This is a genomic window from Pseudomonas sp. Irchel s3b6, assembly GCF_900187415.1.
Taxonomy (GTDB): domain Bacteria; phylum Pseudomonadota; class Gammaproteobacteria; order Pseudomonadales; family Pseudomonadaceae; genus Aquipseudomonas.
In genome coordinates, this window is the sequence record NZ_FYDM01000001.1 from 672,899 (window position 1) to 688,841 (window position 15,943).

At 59.0% G+C, this 15,943-nt stretch carries 11 protein-coding genes; 2 read left to right on the top strand and 9 right to left on the bottom strand.

Annotation, left to right across the window (positions count from 1 at the left end):
- Positions 1-97 precede the first annotated feature (97 nt).
- Positions 98-2,302 carry an autotransporter outer membrane beta-barrel domain-containing protein gene (locus CKW07_RS03250; protein WP_095143546.1) on the top strand — a complete coding sequence of 735 codons (2,205 nt, stop codon included), beginning with the start codon at positions 98-100 and terminating at the stop codon, positions 2,300-2,302.
- Positions 2,303-2,468: 166 nt separating this feature from the next.
- Positions 2,469-3,533 (top strand): hypothetical protein, encoded by a 1,065-nt coding sequence (locus CKW07_RS03255; protein WP_141234415.1) that lies wholly within the window; start codon positions 2,469-2,471, stop codon positions 3,531-3,533.
- A gap of 17 nt (positions 3,534-3,550) precedes the next feature.
- Here the strand turns inward: CKW07_RS03255 and CKW07_RS25120 are convergent, their stop codons facing one another.
- From CKW07_RS25120 to CKW07_RS03300, 9 genes are all read right to left on the bottom strand, one after another.
- Positions 3,551-4,708 (bottom strand): fimbrial protein, encoded by a 1,158-nt coding sequence (locus tag CKW07_RS25120; RefSeq protein ID WP_256577016.1) that lies wholly within the window; start codon positions 4,706-4,708, stop codon positions 3,551-3,553.
- The gene (locus CKW07_RS03265) at positions 4,708-7,227 is read right to left on the bottom strand and encodes a fimbria/pilus outer membrane usher protein (protein WP_095143549.1); all 2,520 of its coding nucleotides are present in this window, start codon (positions 7,225-7,227) and stop codon (positions 4,708-4,710) included. The genes CKW07_RS25120 and CKW07_RS03265 overlap by 1 nt, the downstream gene beginning before the upstream one ends.
- Positions 7,228-7,263: 36 nt before the next feature.
- The gene (locus CKW07_RS03270) at positions 7,264-8,019 is read right to left on the bottom strand and encodes a molecular chaperone (protein WP_095143550.1); all 756 of its coding nucleotides are present in this window, start codon (positions 8,017-8,019) and stop codon (positions 7,264-7,266) included.
- A 93-nt stretch (positions 8,020-8,112) separates the two neighbouring features.
- Positions 8,113-8,673 (bottom strand): fimbrial protein, encoded by a 561-nt coding sequence (locus CKW07_RS03275; protein ID WP_176465259.1) that lies wholly within the window; start codon positions 8,671-8,673, stop codon positions 8,113-8,115.
- 674 nt (positions 8,674-9,347) lie between these two features.
- On the bottom strand, positions 9,348-10,082 hold the full coding sequence (locus CKW07_RS03280) for a response regulator transcription factor (protein ID WP_095143552.1): 735 nt from the start codon (positions 10,080-10,082) through the stop codon (positions 9,348-9,350).
- A gap of 48 nt (positions 10,083-10,130) precedes the next feature.
- The gene (locus tag CKW07_RS03285; RefSeq protein WP_095143614.1) at positions 10,131-10,412 is read right to left on the bottom strand and encodes a helix-turn-helix transcriptional regulator; all 282 of its coding nucleotides are present in this window, start codon (positions 10,410-10,412) and stop codon (positions 10,131-10,133) included.
- A 427-nt stretch (positions 10,413-10,839) separates the two neighbouring features.
- On the bottom strand, positions 10,840-11,481 hold the full coding sequence (locus CKW07_RS03290; protein WP_095143553.1) for a DUF1345 domain-containing protein: 642 nt from the start codon (positions 11,479-11,481) through the stop codon (positions 10,840-10,842).
- A gap of 122 nt (positions 11,482-11,603) precedes the next feature.
- A complete protein-coding gene (locus tag CKW07_RS03295) occupies positions 11,604-14,702 on the bottom strand; it encodes an efflux RND transporter permease subunit (RefSeq protein WP_095143554.1) in 3,099 nt (1,032 codons plus the stop codon).
- 16 nt (positions 14,703-14,718) lie between these two features.
- Entirely contained in the window at positions 14,719-15,876 is a 1,158-nt protein-coding gene (locus CKW07_RS03300; RefSeq protein ID WP_095143555.1) for an efflux RND transporter periplasmic adaptor subunit, read from the bottom strand.
- Positions 15,877-15,943: the final 67 nt, after the last annotated feature.

Here is a 15,943-nt window from a genome sequence, read left to right on the forward strand (position 1 = left end):
CAGGTTTTCTAACTAGTCTTGCGGTCTTTGAAAGTTCACGCAAAGACCATTGGTCTGACGTGCTTGACGTTTAAAACCTATAAATCTGTGGTGCCCGATGAACGCTAAATATACCTTCGTCCTCTATCCCTTGCCTGTATCCCTGAAGTGGATGAGCCTTCTGCCGTTGTTCCTGCTCAGTAGTCATTCGCTGGCCAAGGACATTACCAGAGACACCGTGATTGATAGCGGTGCTAGCGCTGAGAACTACCGCGTCAGAAACGGCGCCAATCTGACCGCCAATGGTGCGACGACCAAACAGATCCGGGTTGATCCGGGGTCCTCTGTGACACTGACGGGAACAACCGTCGACGGGACCGCGAGCAGCGTTGCTGTCGACCTGCTCGATGGCAACGCGTCCATCACGGGCAGTACTGTTACCGCCCGAACCACCGGCCTTTCACTGGGTTTCAGCGCGACTGGTTCGCCAGGCTCCAGGGCGACGGTCAGCGACAGTGATATTTCCGGTGGCGTGACAGGAGCCCTGGTCGGGAGCTTTGGTCAATTGCAATTGACCCGTAGCAAATTGACGGCAAGCAGCGATTTCGGGAGTGGTCTTCAGTTAGCCAGTGGCCAGGTATCGGCGACGGCCAGTGAGATTCGAGGCGGGGGTAATGGGGTTTTCTTTGCCCCCGGCAGCCTGGCGGCGGGTCAGGCGCTGCTAGTGCTCGATGATACGGAGGTTGAGGGCAAAACCGGCTCGGCGATTTTTGTCGATGATTTCGGCCTGACGCCGATTGACGCGCATATCGAGGTGCGTAACGGCTCCACTCTTTTGGGGGGCAATGGCACGCTTCTGGAGGTCAAGGGTGTGTCGACCGCGAGCATGCTGGTCGATCACAGCGATCTGCTGGGCAATGTCATTGCCGATTCCGCGGCCACGGCGAACATCACCCTGCAGAATCGGGCGACGCTGACCGGCCAACTGACCAACGTCGAACAGTTGACGGTCAACAGCGATGCCCGCTGGGTGATGGTCGCCGATGGCGAGGTCGCGAATCTCGCCCTCAACGGCGGTGGCGTCCAGTACGGCAATCCAGGCGAATACTACAGGTTGAACGTCGGAAATTTGTCGGGCGACGGCGGCACGTTCTACATGCACAACAACTTCAGCACGGGCCAGATCGACACCCTGGAAGTGACCGGCACCGCCAGCGGCGATCACCAGGTGGCACTCGACAGTAGCGGCACGGAACCCGTGGCTGCGGGTTCTACGGCAGTGGTCCGTATCGGTGACGGCGACGCCCGTTTTTCATTGCTGAACGGCCCGGTGGAGCAGGGAGCTTTTTCCTACGATCTGATCAAGCAGGGCGATAACGAATGGTTTCTCAACACGGCGACCCGCGTTGTCAGCCCGGGCACCCAATCGGTGATGGCCCTGTTCAACGCTGCGCCGACCGTCTGGTACGGCGAACTCAGCACCCTGCGCAGCCGCATGGGTGAAGTACGTCAGGACGGCGGCAAGGCGGGTGGCTGGATGCGTACTTATGGTAACAAGTTTGATGTCAATGCCAGTTCCGGCACGGCCTACCAGCAAACCCAGCGAGGCTTGTCGTTCGGTGTCGATGCGCCGCTGCCACTCGGTGACGGTCAATGGCTGGTGGGCTTGCTTGGCGGGTACAGCAAATCCGATCTGAACCTGAGCCACGGCACCAGCGGTACTGTCGACAGCTACTACGCAGGTGCCTACACCACTTGGCTGGATGAGCCGAGTGGTTACTACTTTGACGGCGTCTTGAAGTTCAACCGTTTCCAGAACACGTCTGACGTGCAACTCAGTGACGGCAAAAAGACCAAGGGCAAGTACGACAACACGGGTGTCGGTGCGTCTCTGGAACTCGGACGCCATATCAAGCTGGCCAATGATTATTTTCTTGAACCGTTCGCGCAACTGTCAGGGGTGATTGTTCAGGGCGAGGATTACGACCTGGATAACGGTCTCTCCGCTGAAGGTGATCGTACCCGTTCCTTGCTCGGCAAGGTCGGTGCCACGGCCGGGCGCAACTTCATGTTGGGTGAGGGCAAGGTGGTGCAGCCCTATCTGCGCGCCGCTTACGTGCATGAGTTCGCCAGCAATAACGAAGTCAAGGTCAACAACAACGCCTTCAACAATGACCTGTCGGGTTCCCGTGGCGAACTGGGCGCCGGAGTCAGCCTGACGTTGACGGACAAGGTTTCACTGCACGCTGAATTTGACTATAGCCACGGTGACAAGATCGAGCAGCCGTGGGGCGCCAATGTGGGCGCACGCTATCGCTGGTAATCGGACTCGCGTTGAGGAGAGGGTGTGAGGGTTCCTCTTCTCTTGCTGGCGTTATTGCAGTTGTTTCTGATGACCCATGGATAAACATGGGTTTGTTTTCCAACCACTCACCGGAAAGGTGTTTCTCGGTAGTCCTTCCGGCTCGCTGTTCAGTGAGGGAATAGACATGCCTAAGCACACGGCTCCTGTTGATGAACCCAATGCCAGCCTCGCTCCGCTCGTTATAGTCGGTGTATTGCCGCCGATCGAGGGTGGGGAAGACAATCTTTTGCCCAAAGATGCCTGGTTGAACCCACTGCGTGTCGAGTTCGAGTTGTGGAGTGATCACTCCACGCGTCCAGGCGCATTTGATCGTGTCCAGTTGATCTGGGACGGGGATGAAGCCAAGCCGATCGATGAAAAGCAATTTGACGGTCCCTATACAGAGGAGGACCTGGCGGACCTCTGGCTGGAAGTGCCGGCGTCCAGGCTGAGTGAAGGGGGCCACACGATTTTTTACAAGGTGTGGTCCTGGAATCAATCGCCGATACCGCGGGTAACGGAACCCGTCAATGTCACCATCGATAAAAGCCCGCCTGTTCTGGCGGGTGACCGCAAGATGGCTTTTCCTGAGGCCGTTGTTCCCCCAAGCAAAATCACCGCTCAATACCTGACGGCTAATAGTGATCAAGTGCTGGCAACGCTACCCGATTACGCCGTGAAAAAAGTCGGTGATGTCATTAGCTGGTATTGGGAAGAGTTCCCCAACAGTCAGCTCCTTGTCGATAGCCTGACCCTGGACCCGGGCAATGTCGGCCAGCCTCTGCACCTTCCCCTCAAGGGGGACATGTTGCGCGAGCGCGGTAATGGCCTACGGTATGCCACGTGTCGAGTGCGTGATCGAGTCGGTCATGAGGTCACGACGTTGCATGTCCTTCTGGACGTCAACATCCTGCCGCCGCCACTGCGCAAGCGTCCTTCGGTCAAAGAGGCAACAGGCGCAGTACTGGATCCGCTGTTTTATGGCGTTTCGGGCGTGACCGTTGTCATCCCCAGACAGGACGATGAGGACCTGGGGCTCAAGCGAGAGGTCTTCTGGCGGGGGTATGGAGAGTTGGGGTCTCACCATGCGCTGGAGCCTAACCCTGCGAATGCGCGAGAGTATCCGATACCACCGGCGGCCATCGTGCCCAACATCGGCGCAGGTAGCTATCTCCCCTTTCTGAGTCTAGACATTCAGGTACTTGCGTGATCGGCGTCCCTTGCGGTTTACAAGTAGGTGATGGTGAACGATAGCGAGCCCTTGGCAGAGCCCGCTTCTACCAGATCCGGCGCTGCGGTCTGGTAGAGGCGGGCTTTGAAACTCAAGGTGGTGGTCCCGGGGTTGATGGCCTTCAGCTTGACTTCGCTGGCCAGTGCGATAGGGGTTTCATCGTCATGCAGAATTTGCATGACCACGCCTTTGGCCGTCGAGCCGGTGCCCAGGGTAAATTGACCTGATGCGGCATCATGGATGAGAGAACCCGCGGTCGGCTCCAGGCGTATGTGTGCATAGGTGATGGTTTGCGCAGGGGTTCTGTCATCGGCCCGGCAGGCATTGAGTGTAATGTTGAAAGGCTCCGGCGTTGTGCTGTGACCAACGGCGGTGAACTCCGAGAGGTTCCACGTGCCCAGGTCTACCGGGTCGGCGCTGACGGGGTTTGTCGAAAGCGTGCACTCCGCTTGAATGACGGTCCCGGTGAGGGACATGGTGAATGCATTACCCACTCCGCTGAATTCGCCGCCAAGCAGGTCTGGGACATTCAGTTGATGTATGCCCGGTGCGATGTCACCGGTTTTGATGAAGGTGATATAGGGCCACATTAGCGAGTGCGTAAGTATGAATGGCATGTACCGCTGAATATAGCCCGCATAAGGCACCGCCAAGCTGCCACTGACTGACGTCCATGCGGTGTCGTATTGCGGGCTCAGTTTGACCACCACACCGACCCCATCGACATTGGTCATGAGTACTTTCCCGGTAATGTCTTCGCCATTGACGGGATTGAAAGTACCCGGCACGAGCGGTACATGATTGCGCCCAATGAAGTCGATCCGGGGGCCATTAGTATGGCAGTCAATTGCCAGTCCACCACCACTTACCGGCCCGTAGCGTCTGTTTACCGGCCCAATGGGCGTGCTTCGTGGCACATCCCTGGGCACGTAATGGGTACCGGCGTTGATTGTGTAGGCGATAGGCCCCGGAGTTCCGTCCTTCCAATAACAAGTATCGGCGGCGTGTGCCAGGGTCAAAGGGATAAAGGGGCTGACCACGGCAAGGGTCAGGCTACCTAGCAAGGTTTTGCTCGATATCATGTTAAATCCTGAAATAAGCAGACCGATAGACTCATGGCGCATCGGCTTGGAAAAAAGTTGCCATGTCTGCATCACAGGCACGTCAGTTCCTGTATCCGATAGCCTTGTTCTTGCGCCTGGTTGTCAATGTCCACGGGCAGTTGGCATTGCTCGGCAGGTTTTTCACCCCAGCGCACATGCAGTGTTCGGATGTCGGCAGTCGTGCCCAGCATGAACTGTCCGGCCTGTCCGACAATGCCCAGTGGCTCGCCCGCTGCATCACTGACTTGCGCGCCAAACGGCAAAGGCTCACCACGACTGTTACGAGCCGTGATGACCAACCGTTGTACCTTGCGCGCGGCAAAGCCGGCCTTGACCACCGCCCCGCGACGTGGCACCACGTGCGCCACGCCATTGTCGATTTCAACATTCGGCCCCAACTCACTGCTGTCGAGTACCACCCGATTGACGCGGTAAGGTCGAAGGTAGGGGATCAGGGCATAGCCGCGCTCATTGGTCTTGACGGCCGTGGCGTTCAATACACCGATACCGGCAATATCCGGGACATCGACCAGGCCGCTGGTTTCGCCCAGGTAAGGCCCAAGCTCGATACCGCCTTCGTGCAGCAGCAGTGCGCCGCTGGCATTCATGGACAGGCTGTTGTACTGGGTACCTTGGGTTACACCAGCACCAAAACTCGCAACGGGCGTTTGATAACCCATCGACAGCTCTGCGGTTTGCTGATTGGCGGCGCTGTTTGCCAGCGCGGCGCGGTAGTTCAGGCGGTGCTGGTCGTGACTACCGGAAACGCTGGCGCGTTGGCTGAATTGTCCCTGGCTTTCCCTGACATCGAAGGTGGCGGTGCTCGAGCGGCCGAAGTCCAGGGGAAGCGAAACGCCAAAGCTGACTTGCCTGTCGCTGAGCCCGGAATCCTTTAGCGATTGGGAAGCGTATAGGTTGTAACTGATGTTTTTGTGTTGTGTATTGAACTGAAACTGGAATTGTCGTTGCTGATAATCGGTGCGCCAGTAGTCTTCCTGGGACAGCGTCAGGTTGATGGAGCTTGAAGTGCCGATGTTTTGGTTAATCGCGGCCTCCAGGCGACTGCGCCGGCTGCCGTGAAAGCGCGAATCCTGAGCGCGTTCGCGCAGGGCTTCATCGAAATCACGGTAGCCTTGCGTGGAATAGCGATAACCGGCAAAGCGCAGGTTGGTGCGGGTCTCAAAGGTTTTCCCGTACTTGAGGGCGTAACTCATGCCCTGGCTCTGCTGACGGCTGTCGTTGGGGTTGGTGTCGGCACGCGACTGTGTGACATCAAACGACAACGCGCCGACTTGGCCCAGGTTCATCGCCAGCCCGATTGCGCCGGCCTGATAAAAGTCGCTGGCCAATAAGCCACCGTACAGTGTCGAGTCAGCGCTTGCACCGGCGGCCAGAGTGCCTTGCCAGAGCAGCGGACTCTCCAGGGTCGTGTCAGGGGCGTTGTATTGGCCCACGCTGGCGCTATAGCGCCATACCCCTTCGCGCAGCAGATTGCTGAGGGTGGAGTAGGACTGGGTGAAGCGCCGGACCTGGCCATCGGCCTCGGTCAGGATGATTTCCAGTTCACCACTGCCACCGCCCGTGCTGAGGTCATCGATCTCGTAGGGGCCGGCGCTGACATAAGTCGAATAGATCGGATAACCATTCTGCCGCACTTCCAGTTTGGCCCGGGTCTGTGCCACTCCACGAATGACCGGTGCGTAGCTTTGCAAGGTGTCGGGGAGCATCTCCATATCCGAAGCCAATTGCACCCCTTTGATGGGGACGCTGCGAAACACGTCGCCGGGTGTGATGGTTTCGCCGATGGTCAGTTGTGAGCGGGTTCCCGGTACATCGCGCTGTGCATAGGTGTAAGCCCGGGTCCATTCACGTTGGCCCTGATTGTCGTGACGAAAGGCATGATTGCTGCGCATGCGCCAGGCCCCAAGGTTCAGGCCGCTGTTCAAATACAGGTCCTGGTTGCTGGAACTCCCGGCGCTGGCACTTCGCCCCTGGAAGGCCGAAGCCTGGTAGCTGACAAACGCGGCATTGATGCCGTAGTCCCACAATTGGGGGTCGACATGACCAAGCACATCCCGGCGCATGGCAATCTGCGGTATGGAGACTGAGAGCTGCAGTTGACGGGCGTCGAAATCGGTCGAGGCGCCGGGAATCAGCGAAGCAATATCGATACAGACAGATGGAGTGGCGTCCGGTTCGGCAAAGCTGTCGAGCTTGACCCCCATCTCCTTGAGCAGTTCGTACGACAGGCAGGGAACGAGTTCGCGGGTGTCGGGCGAGGCGAGGAATTCGATTTCGCGTTGATCGAAAAACACCTGATTGATGTGAATGCGCACCAGATACCGCCCCGGGCCCAGATCCTCGCGTTCGGCCAGGGCATTCAAGGCCAGGGCACCGGCATCGCTGGGGTGGCTGTCGAGTTGGCGCATGAAGGTGGACTGGAATTGGGTCGTTGCACTGGCGTGTGCCGAATCGGTCTCCAGTAACAGGCTACTACCGCTGCTGATCACAAAAAGATGAACAAGGCGCTGCCGGGCGGGCAGGCAAAAGCGCCGGGTTAGAAAAGACATAGTCATGTTCCGGACAAGTGCATGAGCGCCAGAGCGTTAAAAACCAGGGCTGACGGGCAGGGTAATGGGCGCAGTAAAACCGCCGTAGTCGGTGATCGTCGTAAAGGTCACTTGCATGCCCTGGTCGGGCTTGACGCCTTGCAGGTCGAAGCGCTGGCTGGAGAGGGGGGCGAGCATGGCGGTGTTATCCAGCGCAACAGTCTGTCCGTTACTGAGGACTTCGATGCAGATAAACGACACATGAAACGGACTTGGATTGTTGACGCGTAAATGAGCCTGGCCATCCTCTTGTTGAATGGACCAGCTCAACTCTTTCAAACGGTCCGTCGGGTTGTCTTTGAGCTCCTGTGGTCGATAAAAAAACTTGATCCGCGTGCGCAGGGCAATATTCAGTTGGTTGTCTGAAATGGACTGTACTTGCGGAATTTCTTGAACGTTGAAGTAAAACAATGACTCGCGATCACGCGGGAGCGTGTTGGGCAATCCGTTGATCTGGACTTGCTGCTCTTTTTTTGCATTTAATCGAAACAAGGCAGGCGAAACAATAAAGGGTACCGCCGTGGTCTGGTCATCGGCAGCGGTATTGACCCAACTTTGCACGGCAAAGTCTCTGTCGCTGGGGTTGGTAATGGTCAGTGAAACATTGCGCTTGTCGCCATTGAAAACCACGCGTGTATTGCTGAGGGTCAATGCGGCCTGAGCAACGGGTAAATAAACAATGAAAGTAATAAAAAGCGCGCAGGCAGGGGTGGCTGCTCTGGCGCGTAGCAGCCATTGGAAAAGGCCAGGCATGATGAGTGTCCTTGAACGATGGATCAGAACAGACCTGCAAATCGACGCTGAGCCAGGAAGCGAACTTCCTGGCCGAGGGGATTAGTGCAAGGTTTAGATAATGTTGACGGTAAAGTTGACGTCCGCTTCGGCGGGGCCGGCTGTCACGGTAGCCGCGTGGGACTTGTAGACGGCATGAAAGGCCATGGTGCTTGGATCGGTCACGGAAATGGGGTACTGCCTCGAAGTACCGCCATTGGGTATCAGTGCCCCCAGGTTATCCTTGATTGCCACACCGAGGCCCGTGGCCACACCGGTCAAGGGTTTGAGCCCGTACAGTTCATTGCCCGGGCCCACACCGCCATGCACCGAGCTGAAGGTCACCGTGGCCGCGGTGCTTCCCGGCGGCACGGTACAGCCGGCGCCCGGGGTTATTTTCAACTGGAAGGTTTTACCCACGCTTTCGTCGCCCACGTTGGGGAATTTGTCGGTGTAGGTGTAGCCAATCAGGATCGGGCCACCGGGGGCGCCCGTGACCGGGTCAATGACGTCGATCGGGCACGTCACGCTGTCAATCCGACCCTGGAAGTTGATGGTGCCGGTCAAGGCAAATGCCGCCTGGCCTGCAAGAGCCAATGCCAGGCCCAAGGGTAAAGTGAGTAATGATTTCTTCATATTGCAGTTCCTTTGAATAAGAGGGTATGAGGACAGGGCGCGAGACTGTCTTTTTTTGAAGGCCAACATTGGTTGTCCGGATCAATAGAGGTGGAGCGGTGTCTCGACGGGGGGAGTTTAGGAGTCGTGCGGGGGGAGGGATATGAGAGAACTCTCAGTTTGGTCTAACGGGGGAGCTGTCTAGGCGGTGCAGTTGTATTCAAGTGTGGAGTGTGAACTTGTTATGATTTGCGCTGCACACCCCAATAGCTAGCTACTGGAGTGTGCAAGGAAATTTTGTTAATAAAGTTAATCTGCCAAGCGCTGTGTTTTTACTGCGAGCGTGCTGACGTATCAGCCTCGTGTGCTTCCAGTGGCCTCAAGTAAGGTTTAGACACCCACAGCATTGAATAAATGCTCAGCTCACCAAGCAACGAACGCTAGCCCGATAATTTCACCGGTTAAGAAAAGTCCTTTTGCCAATCCAGAGCTGGCCGATGCACTTGTCGAAGAGATGAGAACTTTGAAGAAGGAAAAATACCCGGCCAGAACTACCGAAAAAGGATTGATAAAATTAATGAAGATCTAAACTTGATCAGGCGTTAAGGAGGCTGAGTTAACACTGCTTCATTCATCCGTGGGGAGTGCGTGCTTTGCCATAGCTATGATCTCCTAAACCTAAAACCAGCGTGGAATTATCCTTTCAATCCGCTTACTCGCGCAAACTCCATCAATCCACCGTCATGCTCAAGCCCCAACTTGTCCATGGCGGTGCGTTTTTGCCGGCTGATGGTTTTTTCGCTGCGGTTCAGCTGCGCGGCGATCTGTCGGCCGGACAGGCCTTGAACGAACAAGCGCACCACCTCCAGTTCCCGTTCGGACAGGTTCACCAGCGGCGCTTCGGTACTGGAAGACGGCAAGGTCTGGGTCTCGAGAATCCTGGCAAACGTCGGGCAGAGATGGCGACGACCCCTGGCCACGTTTTGTACTGCTCGTCTGAGTTCACTCAAGGGGCTGTGTTTGTCGAACAGTCCGTAGGCCCCCTGGTTGAGCAACGCCTGCAGCAGGGACGGATTGCGCAACATGGTCATCACGATCAAGCGGACATGGCTGAAGTGACGTTTCACGTAGCCCATCAACGCTAGGCCATCGGGAAAGCTGCCGTAAGGCATCGAGTAATCGCTGATAAGGATGTCGCAGGGCGTGTGTTCCAGGCGGTCAATCAGCTCATCAGTGCTGTGGGCGTGGGCGACAATCGCGAACCCGTGGCTGGAGGGCGGACACAGGGTCATCTCGGCGCCCATCAGTACCACCGGGTGGTCATCGGCAAGAATGATGCGCGGTGCGTTCAGCGTGCGGCGAACACGGGTTTCAGGTGTGACGCCGCTGGAGGCATCAGTAATAGGGTATAGCAATTGCGCAGGGGGCATTCGGTGTCTCGACAGGGGCCAATGGCGCGCCGTACACCGCAGTCAGGTTCAAGACGGCTGAATCAAACCTTGCTCCAGTGCCTTGAATACTGCGGACCAGCGCGAGCTCACGCCGAATTTCCGGCGGATATTGCAAAAGTAGTAGTTCACGCCGGATTCGTTGCAATTGACAGTCTGCCAAATTTCCCTGGAAGACTTGCCTCGGGCGCTCCATAGCAGCACTTCTTTTTCACGGTTAGTCAGTGTTACGCCTTGTTGCTCGGTTTGCCGCACCTGAAACCCGGGTTGGGATTTACGAGCGCAAGGGGTGATCGTGGCCGAAGGATTCATGACAGGCACTCCCATTTGTCAATCAATGAGGTGGGCACGACGGATCCTTCCTGAAACGGGCATGGTTCCTGCGCCCGGCTTGCAGAAGACGTCGCTCTGGGCGCTGTAGTTTCAGCCCAGTTATAGCGTGGATCCAACACCTTGAAACCTGTAAGACCTAACAGGTAGGGCACCTTAATGCAGAGGACTGAGCGATTTCTGTCTCTTGAGTCTCTGGCTTGTGTAGGGATTGTCTCTGGCTTTGAGTGACTTAGCGCAATCGCACTCATGGCGCACGACTGGTTTTCCGTTGACGCCGCTCGCACCTATTAAATACAGTCGGTTTGCTTTAGGTACCTGCCTGACGACTGCCAGGTGACAACGGCAAGAGGCGATGTCCTGATCAATCTGCAATTTAACAGGGGCTCTAACCAAGCCGGAGCAATGCCTAACCAAACAACCCTGCCGCGATATTGATCGAAAACCCCAATATCGCGGTATTGAACACAAACCCGATCAAGGACTGCGCGAGAACAATCCTGCGCAGTTCCCGAGTGGCGACCCCAACATCGGCGGTTTGCACCGCCACGCCGATGGTGAAGGAGAAATACAGAAAGTCCCAGTAGTCGGGGGTTTTCAAGCCTTCGGCGAACCGTAGCGCCGGCTCCTTGCCACCCCAGGTGTAGAACAGTCGGGCGTAATGCACGCTGAAAATCACCCCGGTCAGCAGCCATGAGCCAATGACCGTCATGCCGGTAAAACCGTAGTGCAGGAGCTTGCGCGAGGTTTCCAGGTCCCTGTTGCCCGCCAGTTCAAAGGTAATGGCGGCGAGGCTGGTGATGGCGGCGATGCTGACGATGAACAGCACCAGCCCGGCATTTTCGTCTTCGACTTCGGCAATGTGTTTGACGTCATCGGCCTTGGCGCGGACGGTGAGCCATAGCATCAGCCCCAGATAAACCCAGACGCCGGCATTCCAGCCGACGAGGACTTTGCTGATCAGGGGGTGGGCGGGAACCAGGATGCCGACCGCCACGCCCAGCAAGGTTGCGGCGGTCAGGCGAGGGTGGGTGCGTAGGAGGTGGGGCATGCGAGCTCGATGGGCCGGGGTGTTGCATCACCTTAGCCCAGTGCGGTCCATTGTGGCGAGGGAGCTTGCTCCCGTTTGATCGTTCCCACGCAGAGCGCGGGAACGATCACCGTCACTGCCTGTCAGCTGTCCTTATGGCGTTTACGAACCAGCCTCATCACCACCACAAAGAACACCGGCACAAACACCACGGCCAAGGTTGCGGTGATCATCCCGCCAATCACTCCGGTGCCGATCGCCTGCTGGCTCGCCGAGCTGGCGCCGGTAGCGATCGCCAGCGGCACCACACCGAGGATGAACGCCAGCGAGGTCATGACAATCGGCCGCAGACGCAGGCGCGCGGCTTGCACCGTGGCGTCGATCAGGTCGTGACCTTCATCGTAAAGGCTCTTGGCGAACTCGATGATCAGGATCGCGTTTTTCGCCGACAGGCCAATGATGGTGATCAGGCCGACCTTGAAGAACACATCGTTGGGCATGCCCCGCAAGGTCACGGCCAATACCGCTCCCAGTACCCCCAATGGGACCACCAGCAGCACCGAGGTCGGGATCGACCAGCTCTCGTACAGCGCCGCCAGGCACAGGAACACCACCAGCAACGACAGGCCCAGCAAGATCGGCGCCTGACTGCCGGACAAGCGCTCCTGCAACGACAGCCCGGTCCATTCCTGACCCAGGCCGGTCGGGCCGAGGGCCACCAGGCGCTCGATTTCCGCCATGGCTTCACCGGAGCTGTGACCCGGGCTCGGTTCGCCGGAAATGCTGATGGCCGGGTAGCCGTTGTAGCGGGTCAACTGGGTTGGCCCCTGGGTCCATTCGGCGCGGACGAAGGTCGACAGCGGCACCATTTTCCCGGCGTTGTTGCGCACGTGGATCTTCAGCAAGTCCTCGACCTGGCTGCGTTGGTCGCCTTCAGCCTGCACCACCACCCGTTGCATCCGCCCCTGGTTGGGGAAGTCATTGATGTAGGCCGAACCCACGGCCGTGGACAGCACGTCGCCGATATCGGCGAACGAAACTCCCAGGGCGTTGGCCTGTTTGCGGTCGACGATCAGTTGCACCTGTGGGGCTTCGGCCAGGGCGCTTTCGCGCACGTTCATCAGCACCGGGCTTTTCTCGGCGGCGTCCAGCAGAGCGGTGCGTGCTTGCATCAGCGCGGCGTGGCCAAGGCCGCCACGGTCTTGCAGGCGGAATTCGAAACCGCTGGAGGTGCCGAGGCCGTCCACCGGCGGTGGCAGTATGGAATAGGCCACCGCGTCCTTGATCTGGCTAAAAGCGATGTTGGCGCGGTCGGCGATGGAGGCCGCGGAGTCCTGGCTGTCGCGCATCGACCAGTCCTTCAGCGTACTGAACGCCAGCGCCGCGTTCTGGCCGCTGCCGGAGAAGCTGAAGCCGAGAATGATGGTGCTGTCCCCGATCCCCGACTCCGTGGCGTTGTGTGCTTCGATCTGTTCCACAACCTGCACCGTGCGATTCTTGCTGGCGCCCGGCGGCAGCTGAATGTCGGTGATGGTGTAGCCCTGGTCTTCCACTGGCAGGAACGAGGAGGGCAGGCGGCTGAAGAGTACGCCGAGGCCAATCAGCAGCACGACATAGATCAACAGATAACGCCCGTTGCGTTTGAGCGCATACACCACCCAGCTTTCATAGCGCGTGGTCAGTTGGTCAAAGCGTCGGTTGAAGGCGCCGAAGAAACCACCCTTGGCGTGATGCTCACCCTTGGCAATGGGCTTGAGCAAGGTGGCGCAGAGTGCCGGGGTCAAGGTCAGGGCGAGCAGCGCCGAGAACAGGATCGAGGTGGCCATCGACAACGAGAACTGCTGGTAGATCACGCCCACCGAGCCCTGCATGAACGCCATCGGGATAAACACTGCCACCAGCACCAGGGTGATGCCGATGATGGCCCCGGTGATCTGGCTCATGGCTTTGCGCGTAGCCTCCTTGGGCGACAGGCCCTCGGTGGCCATGATCCGCTCGACGTTCTCCACCACGACGATGGCGTCGTCCACCAGGATGCCGATGGCCAGCACCATGCCGAACATGGTCAGCACGTTGATCGAGAAACCCAGCGCCAGCATGGTGGCGAAGGTGCCCATCAGTGCCACCGGCACCACCAGGGTAGGGATCAGCGTATAGCGGATGTTCTGCAGGAACAGGAACATCACCGCGAACACCAGCACCATGGCTTCGCCGAGGGTCACCACCACCTTGGTGATCGAGACTTTGACGAACGGCGAGGTGTCGTACGGGATCTTGTATTCCACGCCGGCCGGGAAGTAGCGCGCCAGCTCGTCCATTTTCTCGCGCACCAGGGTTGCGGTGTGCAGCGCGTTGGCACCGGGTGCCAGTTGTACGCCGACCGCGGTCGAAGGTTTGCCATTAAGGCGGGTGGAGAACTGGTATTCCTGGCTGCCGACCTCGACCCGCGCCACGTCGCTCACCCGCACGGTGGAGCCGTCGGGGTTGGCCCGCAAGACAATGTCAGCGAACTCTTCGGGCGTCGACAGCTGACCCTTGACCAGGACGGTGGCGGTGATTTCCTGGGTGGTACGGGTCGGCAAGTCGCCGATGCTGCCGGCCGAGACCTGGGCGTTCTGCGCGACAATCGCGGCGTTGACGTCGGCCGGGGTCAGGTTGAAACCGACCAGTTTCCGCGGGTCGAGCCAAATACGCATCGCCCGCTCGGAGCCGTACAGCGTGGCCTTGCCGACGCCGTCCAGGCGCTTGATCTCGTTCATCACGTTACGCGCCAGGTAATCACTGAGCGCCACGTCGTCGAGCTTGCCGTCGCTGGAGGTGAGAGTGATCAGCAGCAGGAAGCCGGCCGAGACCTTCTCGATCGACAAACCCTGCTGGATCACCGCCTGCGGCAGGCGCGACTCCACCGCCTTGAGGCGGTTCTGCACATCGACCTGGGCCATTTCCGGGTCGGTGCCGGGCTGGAAGGTGGCGGTGATGGTGGCGCTGCCGAGGCTGCTCTGGGACTCGAAATACAGCAGGTGATCGGCGCCGTTGAGTTCCTCTTCGATCAAGCTGACCACGCTTTCATCGACCGTCTGCGCCGAGGCGCCGGGGTATACCGCGTAAATCTCGACCTTCGGCGGTGCGACGTTGGGGTACTGCGCCACCGGCAGTTGCGGGATGGCCAAGGCACCGGCCAACAGGATAAACAATGCAACCACCCAGGCGAACACCGGGCGGTCGATAAAGAAGTGCGGCATAAAGTCTGCGTCCTGCCTACTGCCCGGAGACCTGGGCAAGGGGAAGAGGGGTGTCGTCGATCGCTACTTGCTCGCCGGGACGGGCGTGCTGCAGGCCTTCGATGACAATGCGGTCGCCGGGCTTGAGGCCACCGGTGACGATCCAGCGGTCCTGCTGTGCCTGGCCCAGTTGCACCGGTTGCTGGCTGACCCGGGCCTCGCTGTCGAGCAACAGCACCTGGGCGATGCCGGCGCTGTCACGCAGGATCGCCCGTTGCGGCACGCTGATGCCTTGCAGCTGTACCGCTTGCTCCAGGCGCACGCGAATGAAGCTACCCGGCAGCAGGTCGAGGTCCGGGTTGGGGAACTCGCTGCGCACAATGATCTGCCCGGTACCCGGGTCGACACTGATGTCGGAGAACAACAGTTTGCCGGGCAACGGATAGAGGCTGCCGTCGTCCTGAATCAGCGTGGCCTTGGCTTGATCCTGGCCGACCTGTTGCAGCTGGCCAGCCCGTAGGGCCCGGCGCAGGTCGTTAAGCTCGCGGGTCGACTGGGTCAGGTCCGCGTGGATCGGGTCCAGTTGTTGGATCACCGCCAGGGGCGTGCTTTCGTTCTGCCCCACCAGTGCACCCTCGGTCACCAGCGCCCGGCCAATGCGCCCGGAGATCGGCGCGGTGACGGTGGCATAACCCAGGTTCAGCCTGGCCAGCGCGACAGCGGCCTTGCTGGCGGCAACGTCGGCGGCGGTTTGCAGGGCATTGGCCCGTGCGTTGTCGTAGTCCTGGGCGCTGATGGCCTTGTCCGCGATCAGGCTGGCGTAGCGCTGCTCTTGAAGTCGGGCCTGGAAGGCATTGGCCTCGGCCTTGCGCAGTGCGGCCTCGGCACTGTCCAGGTCGGCCTTGAACGGTGCCGGGTCGATGCGAAACAGCACCTCGCCCTTTTTCACATCACTGCCTTCGCGGAAGGTGCGTTGCAGAACCACACCGGCGACCCGGGCGCGCACTTCGGCGATACGCGGAGCGGCAATCCGCCCGCTCAGTTCGCTGCTGATCGACAGCGGGCGGGCTGAGAGGGTTTCGATCCGTACCGTGGCCAGCGGCGCGGCCTCATCGCTGGTGGCGGTCTTGTCACAGGCGCCCAGCGTCAGGCCCAGTGCAATCAGGCCGAGCTTCGCCAACAGGTTCTTTGACATGTGAATACCCCAATAATGACCCCTGCATGCTACGGGCAGCCGGGCAGGGTAGCGGTGAACGTTTGTA

Coding starts and splice junctions, on each gene's coding strand:
- CKW07_RS03250 (WP_095143546.1), top strand. CDS start 98: ATGAACGCTAAATATACCTTCGTCCTCTATCCCTTGCCTGTATCCCTG.
- CKW07_RS03255 (WP_141234415.1), top strand. CDS start 2,469: ATGCCTAAGCACACGGCTCCTGTTGATGAACCCAATGCCAGCCTCGCT.
- CKW07_RS25120 (WP_256577016.1), bottom strand. CDS start 4,708: ATGCAGACATGGCAACTTTTTTCCAAGCCGATGCGCCATGAGTCTATC.
- CKW07_RS03265 (WP_095143549.1), bottom strand. CDS start 7,227: ATGTCTTTTCTAACCCGGCGCTTTTGCCTGCCCGCCCGGCAGCGCCTT.
- CKW07_RS03270 (WP_095143550.1), bottom strand. CDS start 8,019: ATGCCTGGCCTTTTCCAATGGCTGCTACGCGCCAGAGCAGCCACCCCT.
- CKW07_RS03275 (WP_176465259.1), bottom strand. CDS start 8,673: ATGAAGAAATCATTACTCACTTTACCCTTGGGCCTGGCATTGGCTCTT.
- CKW07_RS03280 (WP_095143552.1), bottom strand. CDS start 10,082: ATGCCCCCTGCGCAATTGCTATACCCTATTACTGATGCCTCCAGCGGC.
- CKW07_RS03285 (WP_095143614.1), bottom strand. CDS start 10,412: ATGAATCCTTCGGCCACGATCACCCCTTGCGCTCGTAAATCCCAACCC.
- CKW07_RS03290 (WP_095143553.1), bottom strand. CDS start 11,481: ATGCCCCACCTCCTACGCACCCACCCTCGCCTGACCGCCGCAACCTTG.
- CKW07_RS03295 (WP_095143554.1), bottom strand. CDS start 14,702: ATGCCGCACTTCTTTATCGACCGCCCGGTGTTCGCCTGGGTGGTTGCA.
- CKW07_RS03300 (WP_095143555.1), bottom strand. CDS start 15,876: ATGTCAAAGAACCTGTTGGCGAAGCTCGGCCTGATTGCACTGGGCCTG.